This is a genomic window from Streptomyces termitum, assembly GCF_014650175.1.
Taxonomy (GTDB): Bacteria; Actinomycetota; Actinomycetes; order Streptomycetales; family Streptomycetaceae; genus Streptomyces; species Streptomyces termitum.
Genome location: NZ_BMUL01000005.1, coordinates 115278 through 142058, shown reverse-complemented (window position 1 = coordinate 142058; position 26781 = coordinate 115278). Strand labels below are relative to the sequence as shown.

25 protein-coding genes and 1 tRNA gene are annotated in these 26781 nt (G+C 73.8%); 13 read left to right on the top strand and 13 right to left on the bottom strand.

Annotation, left to right across the window (positions count from 1 at the left end):
* Positions 1-25: 25 nt before the first annotated feature.
* The 5 genes from IE219_RS11590 (at position 26) to IE219_RS11570 (ending at position 6567) form a co-directional block, all read left to right on the top strand.
* The gene (locus tag IE219_RS11590) at positions 26-784 is read left to right on the top strand and encodes an MIP/aquaporin family protein (RefSeq protein WP_189976559.1); all 759 of its coding nucleotides are present in this window, start codon (positions 26-28) and stop codon (positions 782-784) included.
* 62 nt (positions 785-846) lie between these two features.
* On the top strand, positions 847-2373 hold the full coding sequence (gene glpK / locus IE219_RS11585; RefSeq protein WP_189976558.1) for a glycerol kinase GlpK: 1527 nt from the start codon (positions 847-849) through the stop codon (positions 2371-2373).
* A gap of 19 nt (positions 2374-2392) precedes the next feature.
* Positions 2393-4000, top strand: coding sequence for a glycerol-3-phosphate dehydrogenase/oxidase (locus IE219_RS11580; RefSeq protein ID WP_189976557.1), 1608 nt, complete (start codon positions 2393-2395; stop codon positions 3998-4000).
* A 178-nt stretch (positions 4001-4178) separates the two neighbouring features.
* Complete coding sequence (locus tag IE219_RS11575) at positions 4179-5240, top strand: LLM class flavin-dependent oxidoreductase (RefSeq protein ID WP_189976556.1); 1062 nt, start codon at positions 4179-4181, stop codon at positions 5238-5240.
* 142 nt (positions 5241-5382) lie between these two features.
* Complete coding sequence (locus IE219_RS11570; protein ID WP_189976555.1) at positions 5383-6567, top strand: PAC2 family protein; 1185 nt, start codon at positions 5383-5385, stop codon at positions 6565-6567.
* Between the two features lie 75 nt (positions 6568-6642).
* Here IE219_RS11570 and mshC read toward each other — a convergent pair whose 3' ends face one another.
* From mshC to IE219_RS11550, 4 genes are all read right to left on the bottom strand, one after another.
* Positions 6643-7872, bottom strand: a complete 1230-nt coding sequence (gene mshC, locus IE219_RS11565) for a cysteine--1-D-myo-inosityl 2-amino-2-deoxy-alpha-D-glucopyranoside ligase (RefSeq protein ID WP_189976554.1) — start codon at positions 7870-7872, stop codon at positions 6643-6645.
* Between the two features lie 201 nt (positions 7873-8073).
* The gene (locus IE219_RS11560) at positions 8074-8877 is read right to left on the bottom strand and encodes an SCO1664 family protein (RefSeq protein WP_189976553.1); all 804 of its coding nucleotides are present in this window, start codon (positions 8875-8877) and stop codon (positions 8074-8076) included.
* The gene (locus IE219_RS11555) at positions 8874-9464 is read right to left on the bottom strand and encodes a DUF3090 domain-containing protein (protein WP_189976552.1); all 591 of its coding nucleotides are present in this window, start codon (positions 9462-9464) and stop codon (positions 8874-8876) included. The genes IE219_RS11560 and IE219_RS11555 overlap by 4 nt, the downstream gene beginning before the upstream one ends.
* 67 nt (positions 9465-9531) lie before the next feature.
* Positions 9532-10221 carry a histidine phosphatase family protein gene (locus tag IE219_RS11550; RefSeq protein ID WP_189976551.1) on the bottom strand — a complete coding sequence of 230 codons (690 nt, stop codon included), beginning with the start codon at positions 10219-10221 and terminating at the stop codon, positions 9532-9534.
* Between the two features lie 85 nt (positions 10222-10306).
* Between IE219_RS11550 and IE219_RS11545 the strand changes: the two genes are divergently transcribed.
* Positions 10307-11305 (top strand): magnesium and cobalt transport protein CorA, encoded by a 999-nt coding sequence (locus IE219_RS11545; protein WP_189976801.1) that lies wholly within the window; start codon positions 10307-10309, stop codon positions 11303-11305.
* Between the two features lie 30 nt (positions 11306-11335).
* Here the strand turns inward: IE219_RS11545 and IE219_RS11540 are convergent, their stop codons facing one another.
* Positions 11336-12121, bottom strand: a complete 786-nt coding sequence (locus IE219_RS11540; protein ID WP_189976550.1) for a ferritin-like domain-containing protein — start codon at positions 12119-12121, stop codon at positions 11336-11338.
* A gap of 227 nt (positions 12122-12348) precedes the next feature.
* Positions 12349-13398 (bottom strand): LLM class F420-dependent oxidoreductase, encoded by a 1050-nt coding sequence (locus IE219_RS11535; RefSeq protein ID WP_189976549.1) that lies wholly within the window; start codon positions 13396-13398, stop codon positions 12349-12351.
* 153 nt (positions 13399-13551) lie between these two features.
* Here IE219_RS11535 and IE219_RS11530 point away from each other — a divergent pair, with 153 nt between their 5' ends.
* Both IE219_RS11530 and IE219_RS11525 read left to right on the top strand, forming a co-directional pair.
* Complete coding sequence (locus IE219_RS11530; protein ID WP_189976548.1) at positions 13552-14529, top strand: aldo/keto reductase; 978 nt, start codon at positions 13552-13554, stop codon at positions 14527-14529.
* The gene (locus tag IE219_RS11525) at positions 14526-16985 is read left to right on the top strand and encodes an ATP-dependent DNA helicase (protein WP_229849722.1); all 2460 of its coding nucleotides are present in this window, start codon (positions 14526-14528) and stop codon (positions 16983-16985) included. Before IE219_RS11530 ends, IE219_RS11525 begins: the two co-directional genes overlap by 4 nt.
* Before the next feature lie 84 nt (positions 16986-17069).
* On the opposite strand, the gene IE219_RS11520 is transcribed toward IE219_RS11525, so the two are convergent.
* Positions 17070-17705 (bottom strand): hypothetical protein, encoded by a 636-nt coding sequence (locus IE219_RS11520; RefSeq protein ID WP_189976547.1) that lies wholly within the window; start codon positions 17703-17705, stop codon positions 17070-17072.
* A gap of 48 nt (positions 17706-17753) precedes the next feature.
* Between IE219_RS11520 and IE219_RS11515 the strand changes: the two genes are divergently transcribed.
* Positions 17754-17942: a DUF5703 family protein gene (locus tag IE219_RS11515; RefSeq protein ID WP_189976546.1), complete on the top strand. Its 189-nt coding sequence runs from the start codon at positions 17754-17756 to the stop codon at positions 17940-17942.
* A gap of 73 nt (positions 17943-18015) precedes the next feature.
* Here the strand turns inward: IE219_RS11515 and IE219_RS11510 are convergent, their stop codons facing one another.
* The 3 genes from IE219_RS11510 to IE219_RS11500 all read right to left on the bottom strand — a co-directional run bounded on the left by IE219_RS11510 (position 18016) and on the right by IE219_RS11500 (position 20724).
* Positions 18016-18834, bottom strand: a complete 819-nt coding sequence (locus tag IE219_RS11510; protein ID WP_189976545.1) for a chaplin — start codon at positions 18832-18834, stop codon at positions 18016-18018.
* A 154-nt stretch (positions 18835-18988) separates the two neighbouring features.
* Positions 18989-19222, bottom strand: a complete 234-nt coding sequence (gene chpH, locus IE219_RS11505; RefSeq protein ID WP_030218232.1) for a chaplin ChpH — start codon at positions 19220-19222, stop codon at positions 18989-18991.
* Between the two features lie 176 nt (positions 19223-19398).
* Complete coding sequence (locus IE219_RS11500) at positions 19399-20724, bottom strand: M20/M25/M40 family metallo-hydrolase (protein WP_189976544.1); 1326 nt, start codon at positions 20722-20724, stop codon at positions 19399-19401.
* 246 nt (positions 20725-20970) lie between these two features.
* Between IE219_RS11500 and IE219_RS11495 the strand changes: the two genes are divergently transcribed.
* Both IE219_RS11495 and IE219_RS11490 read left to right on the top strand, forming a co-directional pair.
* Positions 20971-21058 (top strand) — tRNA-Leu (locus IE219_RS11495).
* Positions 21059-21146: 88 nt separating this feature from the next.
* Complete coding sequence (locus IE219_RS11490; RefSeq protein ID WP_189976543.1) at positions 21147-22073, top strand: pseudouridine synthase; 927 nt, start codon at positions 21147-21149, stop codon at positions 22071-22073.
* On the opposite strand, the gene IE219_RS11485 is transcribed toward IE219_RS11490, so the two are convergent.
* From IE219_RS11485 to IE219_RS11475, 3 genes are all read right to left on the bottom strand, one after another.
* Positions 22057-22686 carry an MBL fold metallo-hydrolase gene (locus tag IE219_RS11485; RefSeq protein ID WP_189976542.1) on the bottom strand — a complete coding sequence of 210 codons (630 nt, stop codon included), beginning with the start codon at positions 22684-22686 and terminating at the stop codon, positions 22057-22059. The two genes, IE219_RS11490 and IE219_RS11485, sit on opposite strands and share 17 nt — an antisense overlap.
* A complete protein-coding gene (locus tag IE219_RS11480) occupies positions 22686-23771 on the bottom strand; it encodes an S-(hydroxymethyl)mycothiol dehydrogenase (protein ID WP_189976541.1) in 1086 nt (361 codons plus the stop codon). Before IE219_RS11480 ends, IE219_RS11485 begins: the two co-directional genes overlap by 1 nt.
* A 118-nt stretch (positions 23772-23889) precedes the next feature.
* Positions 23890-24591: a FadR/GntR family transcriptional regulator gene (locus tag IE219_RS11475; protein WP_189976540.1), complete on the bottom strand. Its 702-nt coding sequence runs from the start codon at positions 24589-24591 to the stop codon at positions 23890-23892.
* Between the two features lie 186 nt (positions 24592-24777).
* Between IE219_RS11475 and IE219_RS11470 the strand changes: the two genes are divergently transcribed.
* A complete protein-coding gene (locus IE219_RS11470; RefSeq protein ID WP_189976539.1) occupies positions 24778-25305 on the top strand; it encodes a gluconokinase in 528 nt (175 codons plus the stop codon).
* 70 nt (positions 25306-25375) lie between these two features.
* The gene (locus IE219_RS11465) at positions 25376-26773 is read left to right on the top strand and encodes a GntT/GntP/DsdX family permease (protein WP_189976538.1); all 1398 of its coding nucleotides are present in this window, start codon (positions 25376-25378) and stop codon (positions 26771-26773) included.
* Positions 26774-26781 lie beyond the last annotated feature (8 nt).

Here is a 26781-nt window from a genome sequence, read left to right as displayed (position 1 = left end):
TGGACGAAGGACAAAGGAGTCGCGGGTGTCCAGCTCCGACATCTTCCTCGGCGAGACCATCGGTACCGCCGTACTCATTCTTCTCGGCGGCGGCGTCTGTGCCGCCGTGACGCTCAAGAGCTCCAAGGCCCGCGGCGCGGGCTGGCTGGCGATCACCTTCGGGTGGGGCTTCGCCGTCATGACGGCGGTCTACATGACCGCTTCCCTCTCCGGCGCCCATCTGAACCCCGCCGTCACCCTCGGCATCGCGATCAAGGACGGCTCCTTCGGCGACGTCCCGGTCTACCTCGCCGGCCAGCTGCTCGGCGCGATGATCGGCGCCGCGCTCGTCTGGGTCGCCTACTACGGCCAGTTCCGGGCCCACCTCACCGACCCGGAGACCATCGGCGACAAGCCGATCGAGGGCCCCGGCCCGGTCCTCGGGATCTTCTCCACCGGCCCCGAGATCCGGAACACCTGGCAGAACCTCGCCACCGAGATCATCGGCACCGTCGTCCTGGTCCTGGCCGTGCTCACGCAGGGCCTCAACGACAGCGGCAAGGGCCTCGGCCCGCTCGGCGCCCTCATCACGGCCTTCGTCGTGGTCTCCATCGGCCTCTCGCTCGGCGGCCCGACCGGCTACGCGATCAACCCGGCGCGCGACCTCGGCCCGCGTATCGTGCACGCACTGCTGCCCCTCCCGAACAAGGGCGGCTCCGACTGGGGCTACGCCTGGATCCCGATCGCCGGCCCGCTGGTCGGCGGCGCCCTCGCCGCGGGTATCTACAACCTCGCGTTCGCCTGAGCCGTACGGGCCCGCCACCGGGGCCCCGAGCCGTCCCTCCCCGCCTTCCCTTGGAGCACACCGTGACCGACGCCCACACCGCCGGCCCCTTCATCGCCGCCATCGACCAGGGCACCACCTCGTCCCGCTGCATCGTCTTCGACAAGGACGGCCGGATCGTCTCGGTCGACCAGAAGGAGCACGAGCAGATCTTCCCGAAGCCGGGCTGGGTCGAGCACGACGCCACCGAGATCTGGACCAACGTCCAGGAGGTCGTCGCCGGCGCCATCGTCAAGGCCGGCATCACCGCCGCCGACGTCAAGGCCATCGGCATCACCAACCAGCGCGAGACCACGCTGATGTGGGACAAGAACACCGGCGAGCCCGTGCACAACGCGCTCGTCTGGCAGGACACCCGCACCGACGCCCTCTGCAAGGAGCTCGGCCGCAACGTCGGCCAGGACCGCTTCCGCCGCGAGACCGGCCTCCCGCTCGCCTCCTACTTCTCCGGCCCGAAGGTCCGCTGGCTCCTCGACAACATCGAGGGCCTGCGCGAGCGCGCCGAGCGCGGCGACATCCTCTTCGGCACCATGGACTCCTGGGTCATCTGGAACCTCACCGGCGGCACCGCGGGCGGCGTCCACGTCACCGACGTCACCAACGCCTCCCGCACCCTCCTGATGAACCTCCACGAGATGGCCTGGGACGAGCGCATCCTTCAGTCGCTGGACATCCCGGCCGCCGTCCTCCCCGAGATCCGCTCCTCCGCCGAGGTGTACGGCACGGTCCGCGGCGGCATCCTCGACGGCGTCCCGGTCGCCTCCGCCCTCGGCGACCAGCAGGCCGCCCTCTTCGGCCAGACCTGCTTCGCCGAGGGCGAGGCCAAGTCGACGTACGGCACCGGCACCTTCATGCTGATGAACACCGGCGACAAGATCATCAACTCCTACAGCGGGCTGCTGACCACCGTCGGCTACCAGATCGGCGAGCAGAAGCCGGTCTACGCGCTGGAGGGCTCCATCGCCGTCACCGGCTCGCTCGTCCAGTGGATGCGCGACCAGATGGGCCTGATCAAGTCCGCCGCCGAGATCGAGACCCTCGCCTCCTCCGTCGAGGACAACGGCGGCGCCTACTTCGTCCCCGCCTTCTCCGGCCTCTTCGCCCCGTACTGGCGCTCCGACGCCCGCGGCGTGATCGCCGGCCTCACCCGGTACGTCACCAAGGCGCACATCGCCCGTGCCGTCCTGGAGGCCACCGCCTGGCAGACCCGCGAGATCACCGACGCCATGACGAAGGACTCCGGCGTCGAGCTGACCGCGCTCAAGGTCGACGGCGGCATGACCTCCAACAACCTGCTGATGCAGACCCTCTCGGACTTCCTGGACGCGCCCGTGGTGCGCCCCATGGTCGCCGAGACCACCTGCCTCGGTGCCGCCTACGCCGCCGGCCTCGCCGTCGGCTTCTGGCCCGACACCGACGCCCTGCGCGCCAACTGGCGCCGTGCGGCCGAGTGGACGCCCCGCATGGACGCCGGCAAGCGCGACAGCGAGTACAAGAGCTGGCTCAAGGCCGTGGAGCGCTCCATGGGCTGGCTCGAAGAAGAGAAGTAGTGACGAGGAGTAGACCGAGATGACCACCCCGCAGACCGTCCCCGCCCTCGGCACCCGCCCGGCCGCGGGCTCCCTCCCGACCCGCGCCGAGACCAGAGAGCAGCTCTCCCGGGCGACGTACGACCTCCTCGTCGTCGGCGGCGGCATCCTGGGCATCTCCACCGCCTGGCACGCCGCCCAGGCCGGTCTGCGGGTGGCCCTGGTGGACGCCGGCGACTTCGCCGGCGCCACCTCCTCCGCCTCCTCCAAGCTCCTCCACGGCGGCCTGCGCTACCTGCAGACCGGCGCGGTCAAGCTGGTCGCCGAGAACCACTTCGAGCGGCGCGCCGTCTCCCGCCAGGTCGCCCCGCACCTGGCCAACCCGCTCACCTTCTACCTGCCCGTCTACAAGGGCGGCCCGCACGGCGCCGCCAAGCTGGGCGCCGGGGTCTTCGCGTACTCCGCCCTCTCCGCCTTCGGCGACGGCGTCGGCCACCTCCTCTCCCCCGCCCGCGCGGCCCAGGACGTGCCCGAGCTGCGCACCGAGAACCTCAAGGCGGTCGCCGTCTACGGCGACGACCAGATGAACGACGCCCGGATGGCGCTCATGACGGTCCGCGCGGCCGTCGACGCCGGCGCCGTCGTCCTCAACCACGCCGAGGTCACCGGCCTGCGCTTCACCCGGGGCCGGGTCACCGGCGCCGAGCTGCGCGACCGGACCGACGGCACCGAGTTCGGCACCACCGCCCGGCTCGTCCTCAACGCCACCGGCCCCTGGGTCGACCACCTGCGGAAGATGGAGGACCCGAACGCGGCCCCCTCCATCCGCCTCTCCAAGGGCGCCCACCTGGTCCTGAAGCGGACCTCCCCGTGGAAGGCCGCGCTCGCCACCCCGATCGACAAGTACCGGATCACCTTCGCCCTCCCCTGGGAGGACATGCTCCTGCTCGGCACCACCGACGAGGAGTACGAGGGCGACCCGGGCGAGGTCGCGGTCACCGAGAAGGACACCGCCCAGATCCTGGACGAGGCCGCCTTCTCCGTCCGCGACCAGCAGCTCTCGCGCGACCTGATCACGTACTCCTTCGCGGGCCTGCGGGTGCTCCCCGGCGGCCCCGGCGACACCTCCAAGGCCAAGCGCGAGACCGTCGTCACCGAGGGCCGCGGCGGGATGCTGTCGGTGGCCGGCGGCAAGTGGACCACCTTCCGGCACATCGGCCGCACCGTCATGAAGAAGCTGGAGTCGCTGCCGGGCCACCCGCTCGGCGAGGACCACGAGCCGGTCTCCGCGCTCCCCAAGCGGCTCCCGCTGCCCGGCGTCGCCAACCCGAACGCGGTCGCCCACCGCCTCCTCGTCGACGGCCCGGCCCCCGGCCCCCGGATGGCCGCCGACACCGCCCGGCACCTCGCCACCCACTACGGCTCGCTCTCCTTCGACATCGCGCGCATGGCGAACGAGAACCCCGAGCTGGCCCGCCGGATACACCCGGACGCGCCGGAGATCTGGGCCCAGGTCGCCTACGCCCGCGACCACGAATGGGCCGAGACCGCCGACGACGTGCTGCGCCGCCGCACCACCCTGACCATCCGCGGCCTCGCCACCGACGAGGTCCGCGCCGGGGTCGAGGCGATGCTGCGCGCCGAGTAGCCGCGCACGCGCGCGGGGCCGGGCGCCCCGGGTCCACCGCGCACGCGCGCGAGGGGCGGCCCTTCCCGCACGGGGGCCGCCCCTCGCGCGCGTGCCGCACGGGGCCGGGGACGGCGGCCTCGCGCGCGTGCCACACGCCCGCCACACCGCCGCAACACCGGACGAGCACAGTTGAACCATGAAATTCCAGGTGCTCTCGATCGTCCCCCACTCCCCGCACCCGCTCACCGGTGAACTCCCCAGCGCCGCCGACCGGCTGGAGCAGGTGGTGGAGCTCGGCGCCGAGGCCGAGCGGCTCGGCTTCGACGCGTACGCGATCGGCGAGCGGCACGCCGGGCCGTTCCTCTCCTCCGCGCCCACCGTGCTCCTCGCCGCCCTCGCCGCCCGCACCTCCCGCATCCGGCTGCTCACCGGCGTCACCGTGGTCGCGATCCTCGACCCGGTCCGGGTCGCCGAGGACTACGCGACCCTGGACCAGCTCTCCCGGGGACGGCTCGAACTCGTCGTCGGCAAGGGCGCGGAGGCCGGCCACTTCGACCTCTTCGGCCTCGACGAGAGCCGGCAGTGGGAGCTCCAGGAGGAGCGGTACGAGCTCCTGCGCCGGCTGTGGACCGAGGAGGGCGTCGACTGGGAGGGCGCCTCGCGGCCCCCGCTGCGGGGCGTCACCACGATCCCCCGGCCGTACGCGGGCCCGCCGCGGATCTGGCACGGCTCGGCGACCAGCCTCCGCTCCCCCGAACTCGCCGCCCGGCACGGCGACCCCCTCTTCACCGCCAACGCGATCCAGCCGCGCGAGGCGTACGCGCGGCTCATCGCCCACTACCGCGAGAAGTTCGAGGAGTACGGCCACGACCCCGCGCACGCGCGCGTGGCGGCCGGTTCCGGCGGACTGCTCGTCGCCGACACCCCCGAGCTGGCGGTGCGCCGGTACAAGGAGCTGTACGAGGCGAAGGTGGCGCAGAGCTTCCGGCCGCACCTGGCGGGCCGGACCGGGTACAACACCCCGTTCCGCACGATCGAGGAGGCCGTCGCGGACGGCCCGCAGCTGATCGGCTCCCCGGAGCAGATCGTCGAGAAGGTCCTCGACTTCCACGCCCACTACGGCCACGACCTCCAGTCCGTCACCGTGGACGGCTTCGGGCAGTCGACCGCCGAGCAGGCCGAGACGCTCCAGCGGTTCGCGGAGGAGATCGCGCCGGTGCTCAGGAAGGAGGCGCCGAGCACTTTGTGGGAGTCGTGAGCGGTCCGTGTGCGCGGGCCGGTTCATGGGTAGCCGATCAGGGCCGCAAGGGTTTTCGGGCCTGACCGAGGGCTGCGGACGGACGACCGGAAAGCCGTAAGGTTGCTCCGTACGACACGAACTTCGAAGAAGGAGGCGCTGGGTGATCGAGCTCGAGGGGGTACCCGAGCTGATCGACCCGGTCATGGTGGCCGCGTTCGAGGGCTGGAACGACGCCGGCGACGCCGCCTCCACCGCGGTCGCTCATCTGGACCGGGAATGGAAGGGCGAGGTCTTCGCCGCGCTCGACGCTGAGGACTACTACGACTTCCAGGTCAACCGCCCGACGGTCTTCCTGGAGAACGGCGCCCGCAAGATCACCTGGCCGACGACCCGGCTCTCGGTGGTCCGGATCGGCGGCGAGAAGCCGCGCGATCTGGTGCTGGTGCGCGGCATCGAGCCGTCGATGCGCTGGCGCTCCTTCTGCAACGAACTGCTCGGCTTCGCGCACGAGCTGGGCGTGGAGATGGTGGTCATCCTGGGGGCGCTGCTCGGCGACACCCCGCACACCCGGCCGGTGCCGGTCAGCGGGGTGACCTCCGACCCGGACCTGGCGCGCACGATGGACCTGGAGGAGACCCGGTACGAGGGTCCGACCGGGATCGTCGGCATCCTCCAGGAGGCGTGCACGCACGCGGGCGTGCCGGCGGTCAGCCTGTGGGCGGCGGTCCCGCACTACGTGTCGCAGCCGCCGAACCCGAAGGCGACGCTGGCGCTGCTGAACCGGCTGGAGGACCTGATCGGGCTGCGCATCCCGCTGGGCGAGCTGCCCGAGGACGCGCGGGCGTGGCAGCTGGGCGTGGACCAGCTTGCGGCGGAGGACAGCGAGGTCGCCGAGTACGTGCAGACGCTGGAGGAGGCCCGGGACACCGCCGAGCTGCCGGAGGCGTCGGGCGAGGCGATCGCCCGCGAGTTCGAGCGCTATCTGCGGCGGCGGGAGCCGGGCACGGGGCCGGGCGCCGGTCCCGGGGTGGCGACGGAGAGCGGGGACACCTCGTACCTGCGGGACCCGGGCAGCGGCCGGGCCCGCCCCCCGAAGCCCGAGCAGGCGGAGCGCCCGGAGGCCGAGGCGGGGCCGGAGCCGGAGACAGGACCCGGGCCGGAGTCCGGGGCGGCGCCCGACACGACTCCCGAACCGGATTCCGGGCCGGAGTCCGGGGCGGCTCCAGGGCCGGATTCCGGGGCCGATCCGGAGACAGGCCCGGGGGCGGACCCCGAGGCGGGTCCCGGGACCGGATCGGGGGCCGAGGAGCGGTCCGGTGGGGCCGAGGGGTCCGACAAGGGCTGAGAGAGCGGTACGGGGAAGGGGCGGGACCGGTGGTGACCGGTCCCGCCCCTTCCTCTCGTCCCGTTCCGGGTGCCGCTAGAGGGCGACGCCGAGGAGCGCGTCCACCGTGCGGGAGACGAGGCCGGGCGCGGCCTCGTCGGCGCCACCGTCCGCCTCCTGGCGGGCGGCCCAGCGGTCGACCGCGGCGAGCGCGGCCGGAGTGCCGAGGTCGTCGGCGAGCGCCTCGCGGACCTCCTCGACGAGGGCGTCGGCGGACGGGCCGTCGGGCCGGGAGACGGCGGCGCGCCAGCGGTCGAGGCGCTCCACGGCGTCGGCGAGGACCTGGTCGGTCCACTCCCAGTCGGCGCGGTAGTGGTGGGCGAGGAGGGCGAGCCGGATGGCGGCCGGGTCGACGCCCTCGCGGCGGAGCGCGGAGACGAAGACCAGGTTGCCCCTGGACTTGGACATCTTCTCGCCGTCCAGGGCGACCATGCCGGCGTGGACGTACGCCGAGGCCATGGGGAACTCGCCGGTGAGCGCCTGGGCGTGCGAGGCGCCCATCTCGTGGTGCGGGAAGATCAGGTCGGAGCCGCCGCCCTGCACGTCGAAGCCCATGCCGAGGTGGTCGAGGGCGATGGCGACGCACTCGATGTGCCAGCCGGGGCGGCCGGGGCCGAGGCTGCCGCCGTCCCAGCTGGGCTCGCCCTCGCGGGCGGCCATCCACAGCATCGGGTCGAGCGGGTTCTTCTTGCCGGGCCGGTCGGGGTCGCCGCCGCGCTCCGCGGAGAGGTGCCGCATCAGCTCGTCGTCGTAGTGCGAGACGCCGCCGAAGTGCGGGTCGGCGTCGACGGAGAAGTAGACGTCGCCGTCGAGCTCGTAGGCGGCGCCGGAGTCACGGAGCCGTTCGACCAGCGGGATGATGGACGGTATCGACTCGACCGCGCCGACGTAGTGCCGCGGGGGCAGCATCCGCAGGGCGGTCATGTCCTCGCGGAAGAGGGAGGTCTCGCGCTCGGCGAGCGCGGTCCAGTCGACGCCGTCGCGGATCGCGCGCTCCAGGAGCGGGTCGTCCACGTCCGTCACGTTCTGGACGTAGTGCACCTGCCGCTTCGTGTCGAGCCACACGCGCTGCACGAGGTCGAACGCGTTGTAGGTCGCCGCGTGACCCATGTGGGTCGCGTCGTACGGCGTGATGCCGCAGACGTAGATACGGGCGACGGGACCGGGGGCGAGGGTCACTCGTCCACCGGTCGCGGTGTCGTGGATCCTGAGGTCGCGGCCCTTGCCGGGAAGGGCGGGGACCTCGGAAGCGGGCCAGGCATGCATGACCCGAGCGTAACCGGACAGCCGTTTCAGATACGAACCGGATCCGGAATCTTGTCCGATCGGGCACCCTTGCGGGTGGGCGAGGGGTGTGCATACCCCCCAGGGGTCCGGAGGAGCGCCGGGCGGTGTGGCCGAAACCATACGCTCCGGGACCTGTCCGGCGGGTCTTCGCGGGACAGGCCCTAGGCCGTGTCCGGCGGCCTAGACGGGCGGCCAGGGGATCGCGGGCCACTCCCCGGAGGGTTCCGGGTGCCGCCCGGAGGCCAGCAGCGCCGCCACCCGGTCCCGTACGGCGGCCACCTCGGCGTCCGTGAGCAGTTCGCCCAGCCGGGTGGCGAGGGGGCCGCCGGGGGCCAGCGTCCGGGCCAGCCCGCCGAGGACCTCCACGGCCTCGGCCGGCAGCTCCTCGCCCGCCCAGCCCCACAGCAGGGTGCGCAGCTTGTCCTCGGTGTGGAAGGAGACGCCGTGGTCGATGCCGTAGAGCCGACCGCCGGGGGCCGGGAGCAGGTGGCCGCCCTTGCGGTCGCCGTTGTTCATCACCGCGTCGAGGACGGCGAGCCGGCGCAGCGCGGGGGTGTCGGCGTGGACGAGGAGCGCGGTGCGGCCCTCCCCCACCTCAGCGGGGCCGATCGCCCGCCAGCCCTCGCCGGCCTCCTCGTCCTCGGTGAGGGCGAGCAGCCGGGCGCCGGGGTCGGCCTCGATCCAGAGCTGGACCATGCCCTCGCCGTACGGGCCGTCGCGGAGGACCGTCGGCGGGACCAGGCCCCAGCCGGTGGCCTCGGAGAGCGCGTACGCGGCGACCTCGCGCTCGGCGAGGGTGCCGTCGGGGAAGTCCCACAGCGGCCGCTCCCCCGCGACCGGCTTGTAGACGCAGGCGGCCTCGCGGCCCCCGTGCGCGACGGTGCAGTACAGGACGGCGTTGGACGCCTCGCCGACCCGGCCGCGCACGGTCAGTTCGCCGCGGGCGAGCAGTTCGGTGTCCGGCGGGAGCTCGGGACCGCTCATGCGCCGCGACGGTATCCGTTCTGGCGGGGGCAGACGTGGCCCTCCGGGTCCAGCGGCAGGCTGCACAGCGGGCACGGCGGCCGGCCGGCGTTGACCACGTCCAGGGCGCGCTTGGCGAAGGAGCGGGCCTGGGCGCCGCTGAGCCGGACGCGGAGCATCGGCGGGCCGTTCTCCTCGTCCTGGAGCAGCCGCTCCTCGGCCGCGGCGAGGTCCTCCTCGGACTCCGCGTCGAGTTCGACGAGGGCCTGCGCCTCGACGATCATGCGCTGTTCCTCGCCGTCCCAGGCGAGCGCCATGGTGCCGACCCGGAACTCCTCCTCGACGGGGGTGTCGAGGGGGGCGGTGTCGGCGCTGTCGGCGGGGGCCACGGCGGGCACCGGAGCGTTGCCCCCGGTGCGGCGCAGCACCTCGTCGAGGAGTTCGTCGATGCGCTCGGCGAGCGCGGCGACCTGGGCCTTCTCCAGGGCGACGCTGGTGACCCGGCCCGCGGCGGACGCCTGGAGGAAGAACGTCCTGCGGCCAGGCAGTCCGACCGTGCCGGCCACGAAACGCTCCGGCGGGTCGTAGAGGAACACCTGACGGGACACTCTCCCGGCTCCCTTGACTGTCGACTGTCGTACTACGGCGGCGGGTCCACCCTACTGCGCGGGAGGATCACGGTGCGCCCGCGCCGCCCCCCACCTCCGCCGCCCCGCCGTTTCCGGCCGTCTCGCGGGGGGCGAGGGCGGCCAGGTCGCCGGTGTCGCCGAGGCGGACCAGGAAGGGCCGCAGCCGGGTGTAGCGGATCACGGTGAGGGAGCAGGGGTCGACGTGGATCCGCTGGAAGAGGTCGAGGTGGAGGCCGAGGGCGTCGGCGACGAGGGACTTGATGATGTCGCCGTGGGAGCACAGGGCGTAGACGGCGTCCTCGCCGTGCTCGGCCTCGATCCGGGCGTTCCAGTCGCGGACCGCCGCGACGGCCCGGTCCTGCATGGCGCGCATGGACTCGCCGCCGGGGAAGGCGGCGGCGGAGGCGTGCGCCTGGACGACCTCCATCAGGGGCTCGTCGTTGAGTTCGGCGAGCTTGCGGCCCGACCAGTCGCCGTAGTCGCACTCGTTCACCCGGTCCTCCACGTGCAGCGGGAGGCCGGGGCGGGCGTCCAGGAGCGGCTGGAGGGTCTCCCGGCAGCGCTGGAGCGGGCTGGAGACGGCGGCGGCGAGCGGGATGCCGGCGAGCCGGCCGGGCAGGGCGGCGGCCTGCGCGGCGCCGCGCTCGTCGAGTGCCACGCCCGGCGTGCGGCCGGCGAGCAGTCCGGAGGTGTTGGCGGTGGAGCGTCCGTGCCGGACGAGGATCAGCGTGGCCATGCCGGCCAGCCTACGGCGCACGCGCGCGGGGCGGCGGGCCGAGGCGGGGACGCGCACATGCGTACGACGGGCGGGGCGGGGGAGAATACGGCCCGTGATCGTCGACTCAGCCCTCTACCGCGACGGACGCCGGACGGATCCTCCGGGCGACCTCTCCCAGGCCCTGGCCGAGGCGCGGGCCGCCGGCGACGCCTTCCTGTGGGTGGGGCTGCACGAACCGTCGGAGGCCGAGTTCGCCCACGTGGCCTCGGAGTTCGCGCTGCACCCGCTGGCCGTCGAGGACGCGCTGAAGGCGCACCAGCGGCCCAAGCTTGAGGTGTACGACGACTCGCTGTTCGTGGTCCTCAAGCCGGTCGTGTACGAGCCCAGGAGCGACCGGGTCTCGTCCGGGGAGCTGATGCTGTTCCTGGGCGACTCGTTCGTGGTGACCGTGCGCCACGGGGTGGGCGCCCCGCTGGCGGCGGTGCGCAAGCGGCTGGAGGCCGAGCCGGGGGTGCTGCGGCACGGGCCGACGGCGGTGCTGTACGCGGTGAGCGACGCGGTGGTGGACCACTACCTCGACGTGGCGGGCGAGCTCCAGGTGGACCTGGAGGAGCTGGAGGCCGACGTGTTCGCGCCGGACGGCGCCGGGGCCGTACCGGCGAACACCGCGGAGCGGATCTACACGGCGAAGCGGCAGGTGCTGGAGTTCCGGCGGGCGAGCGGTCCGCTGGCGGGGCCGATGTCCCGGCTCGCGGCGGGCGCGGTGCCGTTCGTGAACGAGGCGTCGCAGCCCTTCTTCCGGGACGTGGACGACCACCTGCTGCGGGCCAACGAGCAGGTGGAGGGGTTGGACCGGCTGCTGTCGGACGTGCTGTCGGCGCACCTGGCCCAGATGGGGGTGCGGCAGAACGACGACATGCGGAAGATCTCGGCGTGGGCGGCGATGGCGGCCGTGCCGACGATGGTGGCCGGGATCTACGGCATGAACTTCGACCACATGCCGGAGCTGCACTGGGTGTGGTCGTACCCGGTGGTGATCGTGGTGATGGCCGGGATCGTGACGGCCCTGTACCGGATGTTCAAGCGGCGCGGCTGGATGTGAGCCCCCGCGCGCGGGCGGGGGCCGGGCGGGTCAGAAGGCGGGGGCGGGGACGGCGGGGCCGCCGAGGGCGTCGCGCCGTTCGGGCATCCGCAGGTCGACCATCCGGTGCCAGCCGGCCGCGCGCTCGTACGCGTGCACCCCGTGGATGCCGACGGCGAGCACCGCGCCCTTGGGCCGGGACCAGCCGAGGAGGCGGCCCATGTGGCGCATGACGGCGAGGCTGACGTCCCGGTAGACCCCGATCTCGGCGAGCGCCGACGCGCGCAGGGTGCGCTGGATGAGCCGGCCGTGGCCCGCGCGGGCGAGGCGGAGCAGTTCCTCGTGGCAGTAGGCGAGGTGGTTGTCCTCGTCGGCGCAGATCATGCGGAGCGCCTTGCCGAGCTCCGGGTCGTCGCCGAAATAGGTGACCAGGAGTCGCATCTGGGCGGCGGCGCGCTCCTCGGTGACCCGGCTGTGGGCGAGGTAGACGACGACGTCCTCCTCGGTGAGGGGCTCGTCGCGGCGGAGCTTGTCGTGGGCGAGGCCGATGCCGCGCCGCTCCAGGAGCATCGTGTAGTCGGTGTCCGGCGGCACCGGCACGGGGGTGAGGCCGCGCTTGCGCATCAGGGCGTTGAAGATCCGGCCGTGCTTGTCCTCGTCGGCGCCGTGCCGGGTGATCTTCGGCGCGAGGTCCCGCATGCCGGGGGCGACGAGGGCGGCGATCCGGGCGTTCTCCCAGCCTCCCTGGGACTCGCCGCTGGCGGCGATCGAGCAGAAGAGCCGGAAGGACTCGTCGTCGTCGATGATTTCCTGGAACAGGCTCCTGGCCGTGAGCATCGCTGCCACCTCCCTGCGGACGTCCGCACTCCGCGCGTCCGGGAGACCGAGTCAAGTGCGGTCCGGTCCTGCGGGCAACAGGAGGGCCTCGGCGCATCGGCCGAAAGAGTGAGCGCGCGGGCCGTAACCGCGAGCGCCCCCACGCGTTGAAAGACGTGACGGCCGTGGCGGGGAAGACACCCCGAGCCCCCACCACGGCCGCAGAAACCTCTCTCCGCCCTCCGGTGTTACGCCAGTCCGGCCCGCTCCAGCGCCTGCACCCCGGCCCGCAGCGCGGTCAGGCGCTTGTCGAGGGTGAAACCGGCCGGGGCGAGGGTCAGGGTGGTGACCCCGGCCTCCGCGTAGGCGGCCATCCGGTCCGCGATCCGCTCCACCGGGCCGAGCAGGGCGGTCTGGTCGATCAGGGTGCGGGGCACGGCCGCCGCCGCGCCCGCCTTGTCGCCGGCCAGGTACTTGTCCTGGATCTCGGCCGCCTCCTTCTCGTACCCCATCCGCCCGGCGAGCTGGTTGTAGAAGTTCTGCTTCCGGCTGCCCATGCCGCCCACGTACAGGGCGGTGTACGGGCGGAAGACGTCGGCGAGGGCGTCGACGTCCTCGCCGAGGGCGAGCGGCAGCGTCGGGCAGACGTCGAAGCCGTCCATGGTCAGACCGGCCTTCTCGCGGCCCGCCCGTAGGGGGCGCAGGGCGGTCTCCTCCAGGTGCTCGGCGGAGGGGAAGATCAGCAGGGCGCCGTCGGCGATCTCGCCGGTCTGCTCCAGGTTCTTCGGGCCGATCGCGGCGATGTAGAGCGGGATGTGCTCGCGCTGCGGGTGGACCGTCAGCTTGATCGGCTTGCCGGGGCCGCCGGGCAGCGGCAGGGTCCAGTGCTCGCCGTCGTGGGTGAGCCGCTCGCGGGACATCGCCTTGCGGACGATCTCCACGTACTCGCGGGTGCGGGCCAGCGGCTTGTCGAACTTCACGCCGTACCAGCCCTCGGAGACCTGCGGTCCGGAGACGCCGAGGCCCAGGCGGAAACGGCCGCCGGAGAGCGAGTCCAGGGTGGCGGCCGTCATCGCCGTCATGGCCGGCTGCCGGGCCGGGATCTGCATGATCGCGGAGCCGACGTCGATCCGCTCCGTCTTCGCCGCCACCCAGGACAGCACCGTGGGCGCGTCCGAGCCGTACGCCTCCGCCGCCCAGCAGACGTCGTAGCCGAGGCGGTCGGCCTCCTGGGCGACGGCGAGGTTGTCGCCGTCCATGCCGGCGCCCCAGTAGCCGAGATTGATGCCGAGCCGCATTTCCACGCACCCCTTACCCATCGGTAACGTCTCTCGATCCGGACTCTAGCGCCCGCTCCCCGGATCCGTCAGGAGGCGGCGGGCGGACCGTCGTCCACAGGTTCCGTCCACAGGCCCCCTCCGTCCGGGGTCCCGGCCAGTAAGGTCCCGCCCATGGAGCAGAGGCATCTCGGACGTACCGGCCTGCGCGTCTCGCGCATCGGGCTCGGCACGCTCACCTGGGGGCGGGACACCGACGAGCACGACGCGGCCGACCAGCTGAAGGCGTTCTGGGACGCGGGCGGCACGCTCGTGGACACCGCCGACGTGTACGGCGGCGGCGAGGCGGAGCACCTGCTCGGGCGGCTGATGGAGCGGCTGGTGCCGCGGCGGGACCTGGTCCTGTCCACCAAGGCCGGCAGCGTGCCCGACCCGGACCGGCGCACCGACGGCTCGCGCGGGCACCTCCTCGCCGCGCTCGACGCCTCCCTGGACCGGCTGGGCACGGACCACGTCGACCTGTGGCAGCTGCACGCCTACGACCCGCACACGCCGCTGGAGGAGTCGCTCCAGGCCCTCGACATAGCGGTGCGCAGCGGCCGGGCGCGGTACGCGGGCGTGGCGAACTTCTGCGGCTGGCAGCTCGCCAAGGCCGGCACCTGGCAGCTGGCGGGCGACCGCACCCGGCTCGCGGGCGCCCAGTTGGAGTACTCGCTGCTCCAGCGGGGCGTCGAGCGGGAGGTGCTGCCCGCCGCGATCGACCTCGGCATGGGGCTGCTGCCCTCCTCCCCGCTGGGCCGCGGGGTCCTCACCGGGAAGTACCGCGGCGGGACCCCGGCCGACTCGCGGGGCGCGTCGGAGGCGCTGGCGCCGTTCGTGGAGCCGTACCTCGACGAGACGGCGAGCCGGATCGTGGAGGCGGTCAGCACCGCCGCCGACGGGCTCGCCACGACCCCGCTGCACGTGGCGCTCGCCTGGGTCCGCGACCGGCCCGGCGTCACCGCGCCGATCATCGGCGCGCGCACGGCGCGCCAGCTCGGCGCGGCCCTGTCGGTGGAGAGCCTTAGTCTTCCTGACGAGATCTGCCGGGCGCTGGACGACGTGTCGGCGCCCGTGCACCGCTATCCGGATCACGACTGGAGCACCTTGTGACCGAGCCTTCCGGGGGAACCGCGCCCGAGGCACCCGAGGACGGGGCGCCGCCCGCCGAGCCGGAGGAGAAGACCCCCGCGCCCGACACCACCGGGGGGACCACGGCCCTGGAGAGAGACGGGGAGGCCGGGGGGCCCGAGGGGATCGGGGGACCCGAGGAGGCCGGGGAGACCGGGGGTGCCGGGGCCGCCGACGCCGACGGGGAGATCGGCGGAGCCGACGGGGCCGAGGACGCCGACGAGGCGGAAGGAACCGAGGGGACCGCGGGCGCCGACGGAGCCGAAGGCGACAGCCAGGCCGGAGGAGACGGCGGGAGTGGGGGTACCGACGGAGCCGAGGGTGACAGCGAGGCCGGAAGCGCCGACGGGGCCGGGGACGTCGGCGAAGCCGAAGGTGCCGACGGGGTCGAGGAAGCCGGTGGTGCCGGGGAAGCCGGTGGGGCCGAAGGGGCCGGCGGGGCCGGCGGGGCCGGCGGGGCCGGCGGGCCGAGTGAGGCGGAGGCCGAGCTGGCGGCGCAGCGGGAGTTCCGGGCGAGGATCGAGGCCCGGAAGGCCGAGAAGTCCGGGCCGGTGGCCGGCGGGGCCAAGCTGAGCGGTGCCGCCGCCGACCTGCTCGCCGCCGTCCGGGCCGTGGAGGGCGGGGCCGCCGCCCCCAGGGTCCTCGCCGAGGACGCCGCGCCCGAGCCGCCGCGCCCGGTCGCCGCGCCCGCCGGGGCCCGTCCGGCCACCCCTGCGGCGGCGCCCGCGCCCACGGCCGGGGCCCTCGCCGGGGTGCGCGAGGTCCTCGCGCGCGGCGGCGCGCCCGAGACGCTGGCCGGGCCGGTCGCCGCCGCGCTCGGCGAGCAGGCCGCCGGGCTCCTCGCCGAGGACCCGTGGCAGCTGCTCGCCGTCGCCGGGATCCTCCCCGAGCAGGCCGACGGCTTCGCACGGGCACTGCTCGGCGGCGCCTGCGGGCCGGACGACCCGCGCCGGACCGTCGCCCTGACCGTGTGGCTGCTCGACCGGGCCGCCCTGCGCGGCCACACCGCGCTCACCGCCGACGACGTACGGGCCGGACTCGCCCGGCACGGCGTCCCCGACCCGGAGGCGGCCGTGGAGACCGCGGTCTCCGAGGGCGCCGCCCTCCTCTTCCAGGAGGAGGAGCCGGAGCCGCCCGAGCCCGACGGCGAGGAGGACGGGGACGGGGGGACGGCGGAGCCGGACGCGGCGGCCGGGCCCGCCGAGCCGCCGCTGCTCGGCCTCGACCGGTACGCCCTCGCCGAGGAGAGCCTCGCGGAGGGGCTGGCCCGGCTGGTGCGCACGGTCACCGCCGAGGAGTGGGACGGCGGCGAGCTGGAGCGGGCCGCCGGCGGCCACGGCCTGGTGCTGCACACCGGCGGCGAGGCCGCCCGCGCCGAGCCGTACGCGCTGGCCGCCGCCGCGCGCGAGCGCGGGCTGCGGGCCCTGGTCGCGGTGCACGACGCGGAGCGCGTCACCGACGCCGAGCGGGCCGCCGGGACCGTGGTGTCGCTCGCCGCGCTGCTCGCCGGCACGGCCGGGCCGGGACGCGACGAGGAGGGGAACCTCGCGCTGGACCTGCTGGTGGTGGCCGACGCGCCCCGGCTGGACGTGGAGACGGGCGCGGTGCTCGTCGAGGCCCTGCCGGACGGCTGCCGGCTCGTCCTCGGCGGGGACCCGGAGGTCCTGGGCTCCGCCGGGCCCGGCGCGGTCTTCGCGGACGCGCTGGCGGCCCGGGTCTGCCCCCGGGTGGCCTCCCGCCGCCCGGACCCGGGGCCGCTGGGCGAACTGGTCTCGGGCATCGGGATCGGGGAGCTGAACCAGGTGGCGGCCCCCGGCAAGGAGGTCGTGATCGTCCCGGTCCGGGACGCGGGCGAGGCCGTGCACCGCACGGTCCAGCTGGTCGCGGACTCGGTACCGCGCGCCTTCGGGGTGCCCGCCGGGGAGGTCCGGGTGATCACGGTCGGCCACGGCGGCGCGGCCGGCACCCGCGCCCTGAACGCGGCCCTGAAGCAGCGGCTGAACCCCGGCCCCGGCCGCTTCGGCGGCTACGACCCGGGCGATCTGGTGGCGTACGCCCCGGCACCCGGCCGGACGGTGGCGGGCACGGTCCTGGGGGCCGGCGCGGAGGGCCTGCGGCTGCGCACCGGGGACGGCGAGGTCGTCGTGCCGAAGGAGCGGGTGGAGCCGGAGCTGCGGCACGGCTGGGCGCTGACCGCGCACCAGGCGGCCGGCGGCCGGTGGCCCGCGGTGGTCGCGGTGCTGCCGGGCGACGCCGCGCCGGGGCTGAGCCGCCCGTGGGTCTACACGGCCTTCGGCCGGGCGGAGCGCCACCTGTCGGTCGTGCACGGCGTGGACCAGGCGCTGCCCCGGGCGGTGGCCGAGGTCACGGCCCCGGCCCGGACGACCCGGCTGCGCCCGCTCCTGGAGGGACTGCTCGCCGCGCCCGGCGAGGAGTAGCCCCGGGGGCGGCGACACGCCGGAGGGCCGGAACACCGCACATGGTGTTCCGGCCCTCCGGCGTCCTCCCCGGCGGTGCCGGGTTCAGTCGTCGCCGTCCCCGTCGTCAGGGCCCTCGTCGTCGTCCTCGTCGTCGAAGACGGAGCTGATGTCGAAGCGGCAGACGATCCGCTCCGGGTCGGCCTGCTCGAAGGGGGCGGCGAGCCACTCCCCCGGCTCGGGGAACTCCCCCGCGGCGGTGACCCACACCGTGGAGTCGCCCTCCTCCAGGCCGAACTCCTTGTGCCGGGAGGCGATCTCGTCGGGCTCGTACTCCCCGAAGAGGACGCCGATCGCGGCGGCGGTGCCGCGGGGCCCCTCCTCGTCGTGGTCGAGGTCGGCGACGCGCCGGGCCTGGGCGGCGAGCCGGCGCGGTTCGGCCACCGCGTAGTCGCGGCGGATCAGCACGCTGAGGGCCTGGGGTTCGTCAGGTCCGGCATAGGGGGGCAGCCCGTCGTCGGCTCCGGGGATCTCGAAGGGGGTCACCTCGTCGTAGCGGTCGTAGAGGAGTTCGTCATAGGTCTCGGCGGCCGCGGCCAGGGCGTTGAACGCCTCGTACACCGCCGTGTCGTCGTCCCCGGTGCGGCGTTCGACCGCCGCGAGGTGGCGGTCCAGTGCGGTCTTGACCGCCTCCGCGGCGGCACGTACCTCGGCAGCGGTGGGCTGCGCAGCATCAGACATGGGACAGACGCTATCCGTACCGGGCCGGTACCCGCACAATAGATGGCGATGCCGGAATACGAATTTGTCGATGTGTACGTGCCGCGAGGGACCTCCCGCAAGGAGACCACGCGGCTCCTGACCGACCACGCCGAGTACGGACACTGGGAGTTGGACCGGCTGACCCTGCGCCGGGACGGCAGCCGCAGGGTGCGGTTGAAGCGGCGGATCATCCGCCAGCTCCGCGCGACCTGGTGATAGTGACGGAAGACGGAAGAGGGGCCCCGCGGTGTGCGGGGCCCCTCCGTCGTCTCCGTACCCGGCGCGGTGGTCAGGCGCCGCGGCGGGAGCGGCGGTAGACCAGCGAGCCCGCCAGGAGCAGTCCGGCGGCGGCCGGGACGATCAGGCCGAGGGGCGCGTCCGCGCCGGTCTCGGCCAGTTCCTCGTGGGAGGGCGGGGGCGTGAGCTGCGGACCGGGGTGGTTCGGGCTGCCGCTCGGGCCGGGGGTGCCCGGCGTCCCCGGCGTGGTGGGCGTGCCGGGGGTGCCGGGAGTGGTCGGGGTCTCCGGCGTGCCGGGGGTGGTCGGGGTGCCGGGAGTGGTCGGCGTGCCCGGGGTGGTGGGGGTGCCGGGCGTGGTGGGCGTCCCGGGGGTCTCCGGGGTCTCCCCGTAGCCGCCGGGCTCCTCCCCGTACCCTCCGGGCTCCTCCTCGCCGTATCCGCCGTCGTCGGGTTCGACGCCGTTCCCGCAGTCGTTGCCGCCGGCGGCGTTGCCCAGGCCGATGCCGGTGACATCGTTGCCACAGACGTTGACGGGGGCCTCGACCGGCACCACGACGGTGTTGCCGGACGCGACCCCCGGGGATCCGCTCGCGTGTCCGCTTCCGGACGAGCCGGGGCGGGCCTGGGCGGGGACGTTGGCGCAGGAGTTGCCCATCGCCGGGTTGAGGACGCCGACGGCGTTGACCGTGTTCCCGCAGGCGTTGATCGGGGCGTGGACCGGGACCTGGACGGTGTTCCCGGACGCGATGCCCGGGGAGTTCGCGGCCGAACCGTTCGCGGCGGAATCCGCCTGTGCGATGCCTCCGCACAGCGCGAAGACTCCGCCGGCCGCCGCGACGGTGATGATGCTCTTGCGCGTGACCTGTCGCATAGCTTGCTTACCTGCCTTCTCGGCATTCGCCTGATCGGCGTGGGTCGTGAGCCACCGGGCCCGTGCCCGGGGCGGAATGGCCACCGGCCCCGGAGTGCATGGCACGCACTCCGGGGCCGGACCGGCTCACCCCCTCAGGGGGCGGGACACAACGTCAGGCGTTGACGCAGGTGTTGCCGAAGGCGGGGTTCAGCAGGCCGATCACGGAGACCGTGTTGCCGCAGAGGTTCACCGGCACGTGGACCGGGACCTGGACGACGTTGCCCGAGAGGACACCGGGGGAACCGATGGCCGCACCCTGGGCACCGGCGTCGGCGACGGCCATGCCCGCGCCAGCGAGAACCAGACCGCCCGTGGCAGCCGCAGCAGCGACGACCTTCTTGATCATTATTCCTCCTAGTTGACAAGTGCGGCCCCAGCCGCGGACCGCATCTCCTGTAACGAGGGGGAGGGAAGGGGGCTACGAGGCCCCGGGCGCATTCACTCTTTCCGGTCAGCGGTGGGACGGGCGGACGATTTCCGTCCGCCCGTCGCCTCCGGTGCCGCCCCGGCCGGGCGGGGGGGTCAGCAGGCGTCGAGGAAGCGGTCCAGGACGCGGACGCCGAACTTCAGGCCGTCGACCGGGACCCGCTCGTCGACGCCGTGGAACATGCCGGCGAAGTCGAGCTCCGGCGGGAGCTGGAGCGGCGCGAAGCCGAAGCAGCGGATGCCGAGGTCGTCGAAGGACTTGGCGTCGGTGCCGCCGGAGAGCATGTACGGCACGGCGCGGGCGATCGGGTCCTCGGCGCGCAGGGCGACCTGCATGGCGTCGACGAGGGCGCCGTCGAAGCTGGTCTCCAGGGCCCGGTCGCCGTGCACGTCCTCGCGCTTCACGCGCGGGCCGAGGATCCGGTCGAGGTCGGCGAGGAACTCCTGCTCGTAGCCGGGCAGGAAGCGGCCGTCGACGTGAGCGGTGGCCTGGCCGGGGATCACGTTCACCTTGTAGCCCGCGCCGAGCATGGTGGGGGCGGCGGAGTTGCGCAGGGTGGCGCCGACCATCTTGGCGATGCCGCCGAGCTTGGCGAGGGTGCCGTCCATGTCCTCGGGGTCGAGCGGGGTGCCGAGGGCGTCCGAGAGCTCGTCGAGGAAGCTGCGGACGGTCTTGGTGACGCGCACCGGCCACTGGTGGCGGCCGAGCCGGCCGACGGCCTCGCAGAGTTCGGTGATGGCGTTGTCGTCGTTGGTCATCGAGCCATGACCGGCCGTGCCCTCGACGGTGAGGCGCATCCAGTGCATGCCCTTCTGGGCGGTCTCGACCAGGTAGAGCCGCAGGTTCTCGTTGACGGTGAACGAGAAGCCGCCGACCTCGCCGATCGCCTCGGTGACGCCGTCGAAGAGGTCGCGGTGGTGGTCGACCAGGTGGCGGGCGCCGTAGGTGCCGCCGGCCTCCTCGTCGGCGAGGAAGGCGAGGACGATGTCGCGCGGGGGCTTGCGGCCGCTGCGCAGCCGGTCGCGGACGACCGCGAGGGTCATCGCGTCCATGTCCTTCATGTCGACGGCGCCCCGGCCCCAGACGCAGCCGTCGGCGATCTCGCCGGAGAAGGGGTGGTGGGTCCAGTCCTCGGCGTTGGCCGGGACGACGTCGGTGTGGCCGTGGATGAGGAGCGCCGGGCGGGAGGGGTCCTCGCCCTCGATGCGGGCGACGGTGGAGGCGCGGCCCTTGTGCGACTCGATGATCCTCGGTTCGAGGCCGACCTCGGCGAGCTTCTCGGCGACGTACTCGGCCGCCGCCCGCTCGCCCGGACCGGAGTGGTCGCCGTAGTTGCTGGTGTCGATGCGGATGAGGTCCCGGCACAGGTCGACGACCTCGTCCTCACCCGAGACGGTCCGGCCGGTGTTCGACTCGCTCACGCTGCTTCCTCCCACTCCGTGCCCCACGTGCCTGCCGGCGGGGTCGCTCCCCATCCTCCCGCGCCGCCGCCCCGGAGGCGCAAGGGCGTCCACCCGCCGACACACCGCTGTCACATGCCGAGACCGGAGGGGCGGGCGGGGCGGGCGGTGTGCGCGGGGCGGGCGGGAAGGTGGTGATCGACCACTCCGAATGTTTGCTATGGTTTTCCTCGTCGGAACGGCCCAGGGCCGCGAGACACACACCCTGTCCGGGTGGCGGAATGGCAGACGCGCTAGCTTGAGGTGCTAGTGCCCTTTATCGGGCGTGGGGGTTCAAGTCCCCCCTCGGACACCAGAAGAAGTCCCGGTCGAGTCTCTCGACCGGGACTTTCTCGTGTGCGCGGTCGCGCGCGGGGCCGGTGCGGACGAGGTGAGGCGGAGCGGTGCGGAGGAAGAGGGTGCCGGCCGCGCCGCTGCCCCAGCGGGGCGGGGTCGATCCGGTGCGGGTCAGGCTGCCGGGCGGCGCGGAGGGCTCCTGGGCGACCGTGGGGGATTTCCTGCTCGGGCGGTACGGGGCGGCCGTGGGCGCGGAGCGGGTCGGGGCGATGCTGGCGGAGGGGCGCTTCGTCGGGGCCGACGGGCGGGCGGCGGTGGCCTCGGAGCCGTACGAGGCGGGGCGGTGGCTGTGGTTCCACCGGGATCTCCCGGTGGAGGAGCCGGTGCCGTTCGGGATCGGGGTGGTGTACCGCGACGAGCGGATCCTGGTGGCGGACAAGCCGCACTTCCTGGCGACGGTGCCGCGCGGACGGCACGTGGCGCAGACGGCGCTGGCGCGGCTGCGCGAGGAGCACGGGCTGCCGTTCCTCCAGCCCGCGCACCGGCTGGACCGGCTGACGGCGGGGCTGGTGCTGTTCGTGGTGCGGCCGGAGGACCGGGGGGCGTACCAGGTGCTGTTCAAGGAGCGGCGGGTGCGCAAGGGGTACGAGGCGGTGGCGGCGTACGACCCGGGGGTGGCGCTGCCGGTGACGGTGCGCAGCCGGATCGAGAAGGAGCGCGGGGTGCTCGCGGCGCGGGAGGTGCCGGGCGAGCCGAACGCGGTGAGCCGGATCGCGCTGGTGGAGCGGCGGGGCGGGCGGGGGCGGTACCGGCTGGAGCCGGAGACGGGGCGGACGCACCAGCTGCGGGTGCACATGAACGCGCTGGGGCTGCCGATCCTGCACGACCCGCTCTTCCCGGTGGTGCGGGAGGACGGGCCGGAGGACTTCGGGCGGCCGTTGCAGCTGCTGGCGCGGACGCTGGAGTTCTCCGACCCGTTCACGGGCGGGGAGCGGCGGTTCGAGAGCCGGCTCTCGCTCAGTGGCCTCGGCTGATCCACTCCTGGAGGTGCGGGGCCTCCGCGCCGATGGTGGTGGAGTCGCCGTGGCCGGTGCGGACCACCGTCTCGGGCGGCAGGGTGAGCAGCTTCCCGCGGATCGAGTCGACGATCGTGGGGAAGTCCGAGAAGGACCGGCCGGTGGCGCCGGGGCCGCCCTGGAAGAGGGTGTCGCCGGTGAAGACGGTGCCCAGTTCGGGGGCGTACAGGCAGATCGCGCCGGGGGCGTGGCCGGGGGTGTGCAGGACCGTCAGGTCGGTGCCGGCGATGGTGAGGACCTGGCCGTCGGCGAGTTCGCCGTCGGGGCTGTGGTCGGGGTGGGTGAGCTTCCACAGCGGCTGGTCGGCGGGGTGCAGCAGGACGCGGGCGCCGGTGGCGGCGGCGAGCGCGGGGGCGGCGCCGACGTGGTCGTCGTGGGCGTGGGTGCAGACGATGGCGCGCAGGGCGCGGCCGTCGAGGGCGGCGAGGATCGCGGCGGGGTCGTGGGCGGCGTCGATGACGATCGCCTCGGTGTCGTCGCCGACGATCCAGACGTTGTTGTCGACGTCCCAGGTGCCGCCGTCGAGGCTGAAGGTGCCGGAGGTGACGAGGTGGTCGACGCGGGCGGTCATCACAGCACCACCACCGAGCGCAGCACGTCGCCCTCGTGCATGCGGGCGAACGCCTTCTCGATCTCGTCGAGGGAGATGGTCTCGGTGACGAAGGCGCCGAGGTCGATGCGGCCCTGCCGGTGGAGGTCGATGAGCATGGGGAAGTCGCGGGACGGCAGGCAGTCGCCGTACCAGGAGGACTTGAGCGCGCCGCCCCGGCCGAAGACGTCGAGCAGCGGCAGTTCGAGCCGCATCTCGGGGGTGGGGACGCCGACGAGGACGACGGTGCCGGCGAGGTCGCGGGCGTAGAACGCCTGCCGGTACGTCTCCGGGCGGCCGACCGCCTCGATGACGACGTCGGCGCCGAAGCCGCCGGTGAGGGCGCGGATCGCCTCGACGGGGTCGCCCTCGCGGGAGTCGACGGTGTCGGTGGCGCCCATCTCCTTCGCCTTGGCGAGCTTCCGCTCGTCGATGTCGACGGCGATGACCTTCGCGGCGCCGGCCAGCCGGGCGCCGACGATCGCGGCGTCGCCGACGCCTCCGCAGCCGATGACGGCGACGGTGTCGCCCCGGGAGACGTTCCCGGTGTTGATCGCGGCGCCGATGCCTGCCATGACGCCGCAGCCGAGGAGGCCGGCGATCTCGGGGGCGACGGCGGGGTCGACCTTGGTGCACTGGCCGGCGGCGACGAGGGTCTTCTCGGCGAAGGCGCCGATGCCGAGGGCCGGGGAGAGCTCGGTGCCGTCGAGGAGGGTCATCCGCTGCTTCGCGTTGTGGGTGTCGAAGCAGTACCAGGGGCGGCCCCGGCGGCAGGCGCGGCACTGGCCGCAGACGGCGCGCCAGTTGAGGATCACGTAGTCGCCGGGGGCGACGTCGGTGACGCCCGCGCCGACGGACTCGACGATTCCGGCGGCCTCGTGGCCGAGGAGGAACGGGAACTCGTCGTTGATCCCGCCCTGCTTGTAGTGGAGGTCGGTGTGGCAGACGCCGCACGCCTGGATCGCGACGACGGCCTCGCCGGGGCCGGGGTCGGGGACGACGATCGTCTCGACCCGCACCGGCTCGTTCCGACCGGGGGCGATGACCCCCCGCACGTGCTGTGGCATCGCTGACTTCCCTTCGGACGAGCGGATCTTGTGGGCCTCCTGTCGTACCACTATCTCCCGATAAAAGGCGAGTCCCCGAAGGGTCGCGCCCGTGAGGGGGCCGGTGGCCGGGGAGGGGTCAGGGGGCGAGGACGTCGAGCTCCCGGAGGGCTCCGACGGCGATCTCGCGGGTGAGCGCCTCGGCGCGGTCCGCGTCGCGCTCGCGGACGGCCTCGGCGACCTGGACGTGGAGGGTGACGGCGGCCGGGTCGGGGTCCTCGAACATGACGTGGTGGTGGGTGCGGCCGGTGAGGACCTCGGCGACGACGTCGCCGAGGCGGGCGAACATCTCGTTCCCGGAGGCTTCGAGGACGATCCGGTGGAAGGCGACGTCGTGCACGAGGTACGCGTCGAGCTGGCGTCCGCGCGAGGTGGCGACCATGCCGAGGGCCCGCTCGGTGAGGTCGCGGCACTGCTCGGGGGTGGCGTGCAGGGCGGCGAGGCCGGCCGCGACGGGTTCGACGGCGGAGCGGAGCACGGTGAGGGAGCGGAGCTGGCGGGGGCGGTCGGCGCCGGCCAGGCGCCAGCGGATGACCTGGGGGTCGTAGACGTTCCAGCTGGGGGTGGGCTGGACGGTGACGCCGACCCGGCGGCGGGACTCGACCAGGCGCATGGACTCCAGGACGCGGACGACCTCACGGACGACGGTCCGGGAGACGTCGAAGCGCTGGGCCAGCTCGTCGGTGCGCAGGACCGTGCCGGGCGGGTACTCGCCGGCGGTGATGGCCAGGCCCAGGGCGGCGAGCACGTGCGAGTGGAGCCCCGGGGCCGGTGTCGTCATGGTGACCAGCCTATGCGGGGCGGCCGGAGTGATCACATCCAGGAATTAAAAGTACGACTTTTATGTCACAGACTCTTGAATACGTCGTACCCAATGGGTTTCATGAGCGCGACGGACCGGTGTCGCAAGGACAGCGACGGCGCCGGGACGGCACCGATGTCGAAGAGGACAGCGAGGCACTCCCCCATGAGCACCACCCCCCACCCCGCCGCTCCCCCGGTCGTCGTCGTCATGGGCGTCGCCGGGACGGGCAAGACGACGATCGGCCCGCTGGTCGCCGGGGCGCTCGGCCTTCCGTACGCGGAGGGCGACGACTTCCACCCGGCGGCCAACGTGGCCAAGATGTCGGCCGGCGTGCCGCTGGACGACGCCGACCGGGGGCCGTGGCTCGACGCCATCGGCGCCTGGGCGCACGGCCGGGCCGGGCACGGCGGAGTGGTCAGCAGCTCCGCGCTCAAGCGGGTCTACCGCGACCGGCTGCGGGCCGCCGCGCCCGGGGTCGTCTTCCTGCACCTGACCGGCGAGCGGGCGCTCATCGAGGCCCGGATGGCCGCGCGCAAGGGGCACTTCATGCCCACCGCGCTGCTCGATTCGCAGTTCGCCACCCTCCAGCCGCTGGAGGAGGACGAGCTCGGCGTCGCCGTCGACGTCTCCGGGACGCCGGAGGAGATCGCGGCCCGCGCGGTGGCCGCGCTGCGCGGCGCCCGCGGCTGAGCCCTCCCCCGCGTCCCGTACCCCCGTCCCCCCTTTTTTCCTGCCCCCTTCAACCCCCAAGGGACCCACCGTGACCAGTCTCAGCGTCGAGACCCTGGCAGCGGACGCCGTCGAGCCGATCACTTCGGCGGGCAACGCCCAGCTGGGCATCGCCGTCCTCGCCGGCATCGCCGTCATCGTCCTGCTCATCACCCGGTTCAAGCTGCACGCGTTCCTGGCCCTGACCATCGGCTCGCTCGCGCTCGGCGCGTTCGCCGGTGCCCCGCTGGCCGACACCATCAAGTCCTTCACCGCCGGCCTCGGCAGCACCGTGGCCGGGGTGGGCGTGCTGATCGCGCTCGGCGCGATCCTCGGCAAGCTGCTCGCTGACTCGGGCGGCGCCGACCAGATCGTCGACACGATCCTGGCCCGGACCCGGAAGGGCGCCATGCCCTGGGCGATGGTCCTGATCGCCTCGGTGATCGGGCTGCCCCTCTTCTTCGAGGTCGGCATCGTGCTGCTGATCCCGGTGGTCCTCATGGTCGCCAAGCGCGGCAACTACTCGCTGATGCGGATCGGCATCCCGGCCCTCGCCGGCCTGTCGGTGATGCACGGGCTGATCCCGCCGCACCCCGGGCCGCTGGTCGCGATCGACGCCGTCGGCGCCAATCTGGGCGTCACCCTCGCCCTGGGCCTGGTCGTCGCGATCCCGACGGTGATCATCGCCGGTCCGCTGTTCTCCCGGTATGCCGCCCGCTGGGTGGACATCCAGGCGCCCGAGCGAATGATCCCGGAGCGGCCCTCGGCCGACCTGGAGAAGCGCCCCGGCTTCGGCGCCACCGTCGCCACCGTGCTGCTGCCGGTGGTCCTGATGCTGGTGAAGGCGCTCGTCGACATCGTCGTGGACGACCCCGAGAACGGGGTGCAGAAGGTCACCGACGTCATCGGCTCGCCGCTGATCGCGCTGCTCGCCGCCGTGATAGTGGCCCTGTTCACGCTGGGCCGGGCGGCCGGCTTCGGCAAGGAGCGGCTCTCCTCGACGGTCGAGAAGTCGCTGGCGCCGATCGCGGGCGTGCTGCTGATCGTCGGCGCGGGCGGCGGCTTCAAGCAGACCCTCATCGACATCGGCGTCGGCCAGATGATCCTGGACTTCTCCAAGAACTGGTCGATCCCGGCCCTGCTGCTGGCCTGGCTGATCGCGGTCGCCATCCGGCTCGCCACCGGTTCGGCGACGGTCGCGACGATCTCGGCGGCGGGGCTGGTGGCGCCGCTGGCGGCCGGCATGTCCACCGGGGAGACGGCGCTGCTGGTGCTGGCGATCGGTGCCGGTTCGCTCTTCTTCAGCCATGTGAACGACGCCGGGTTCTGGCTGGTGAAGGAGTACTTCGGGATGGACGTCGGCCAGACGGTGAAGACCTGGTCGGTGATGGAGACGATCATCTCGGTCGTCGGCATCGTCTTCGTGCTGCTGCTGTCGCTGGTGATGTAGCGGGGCGG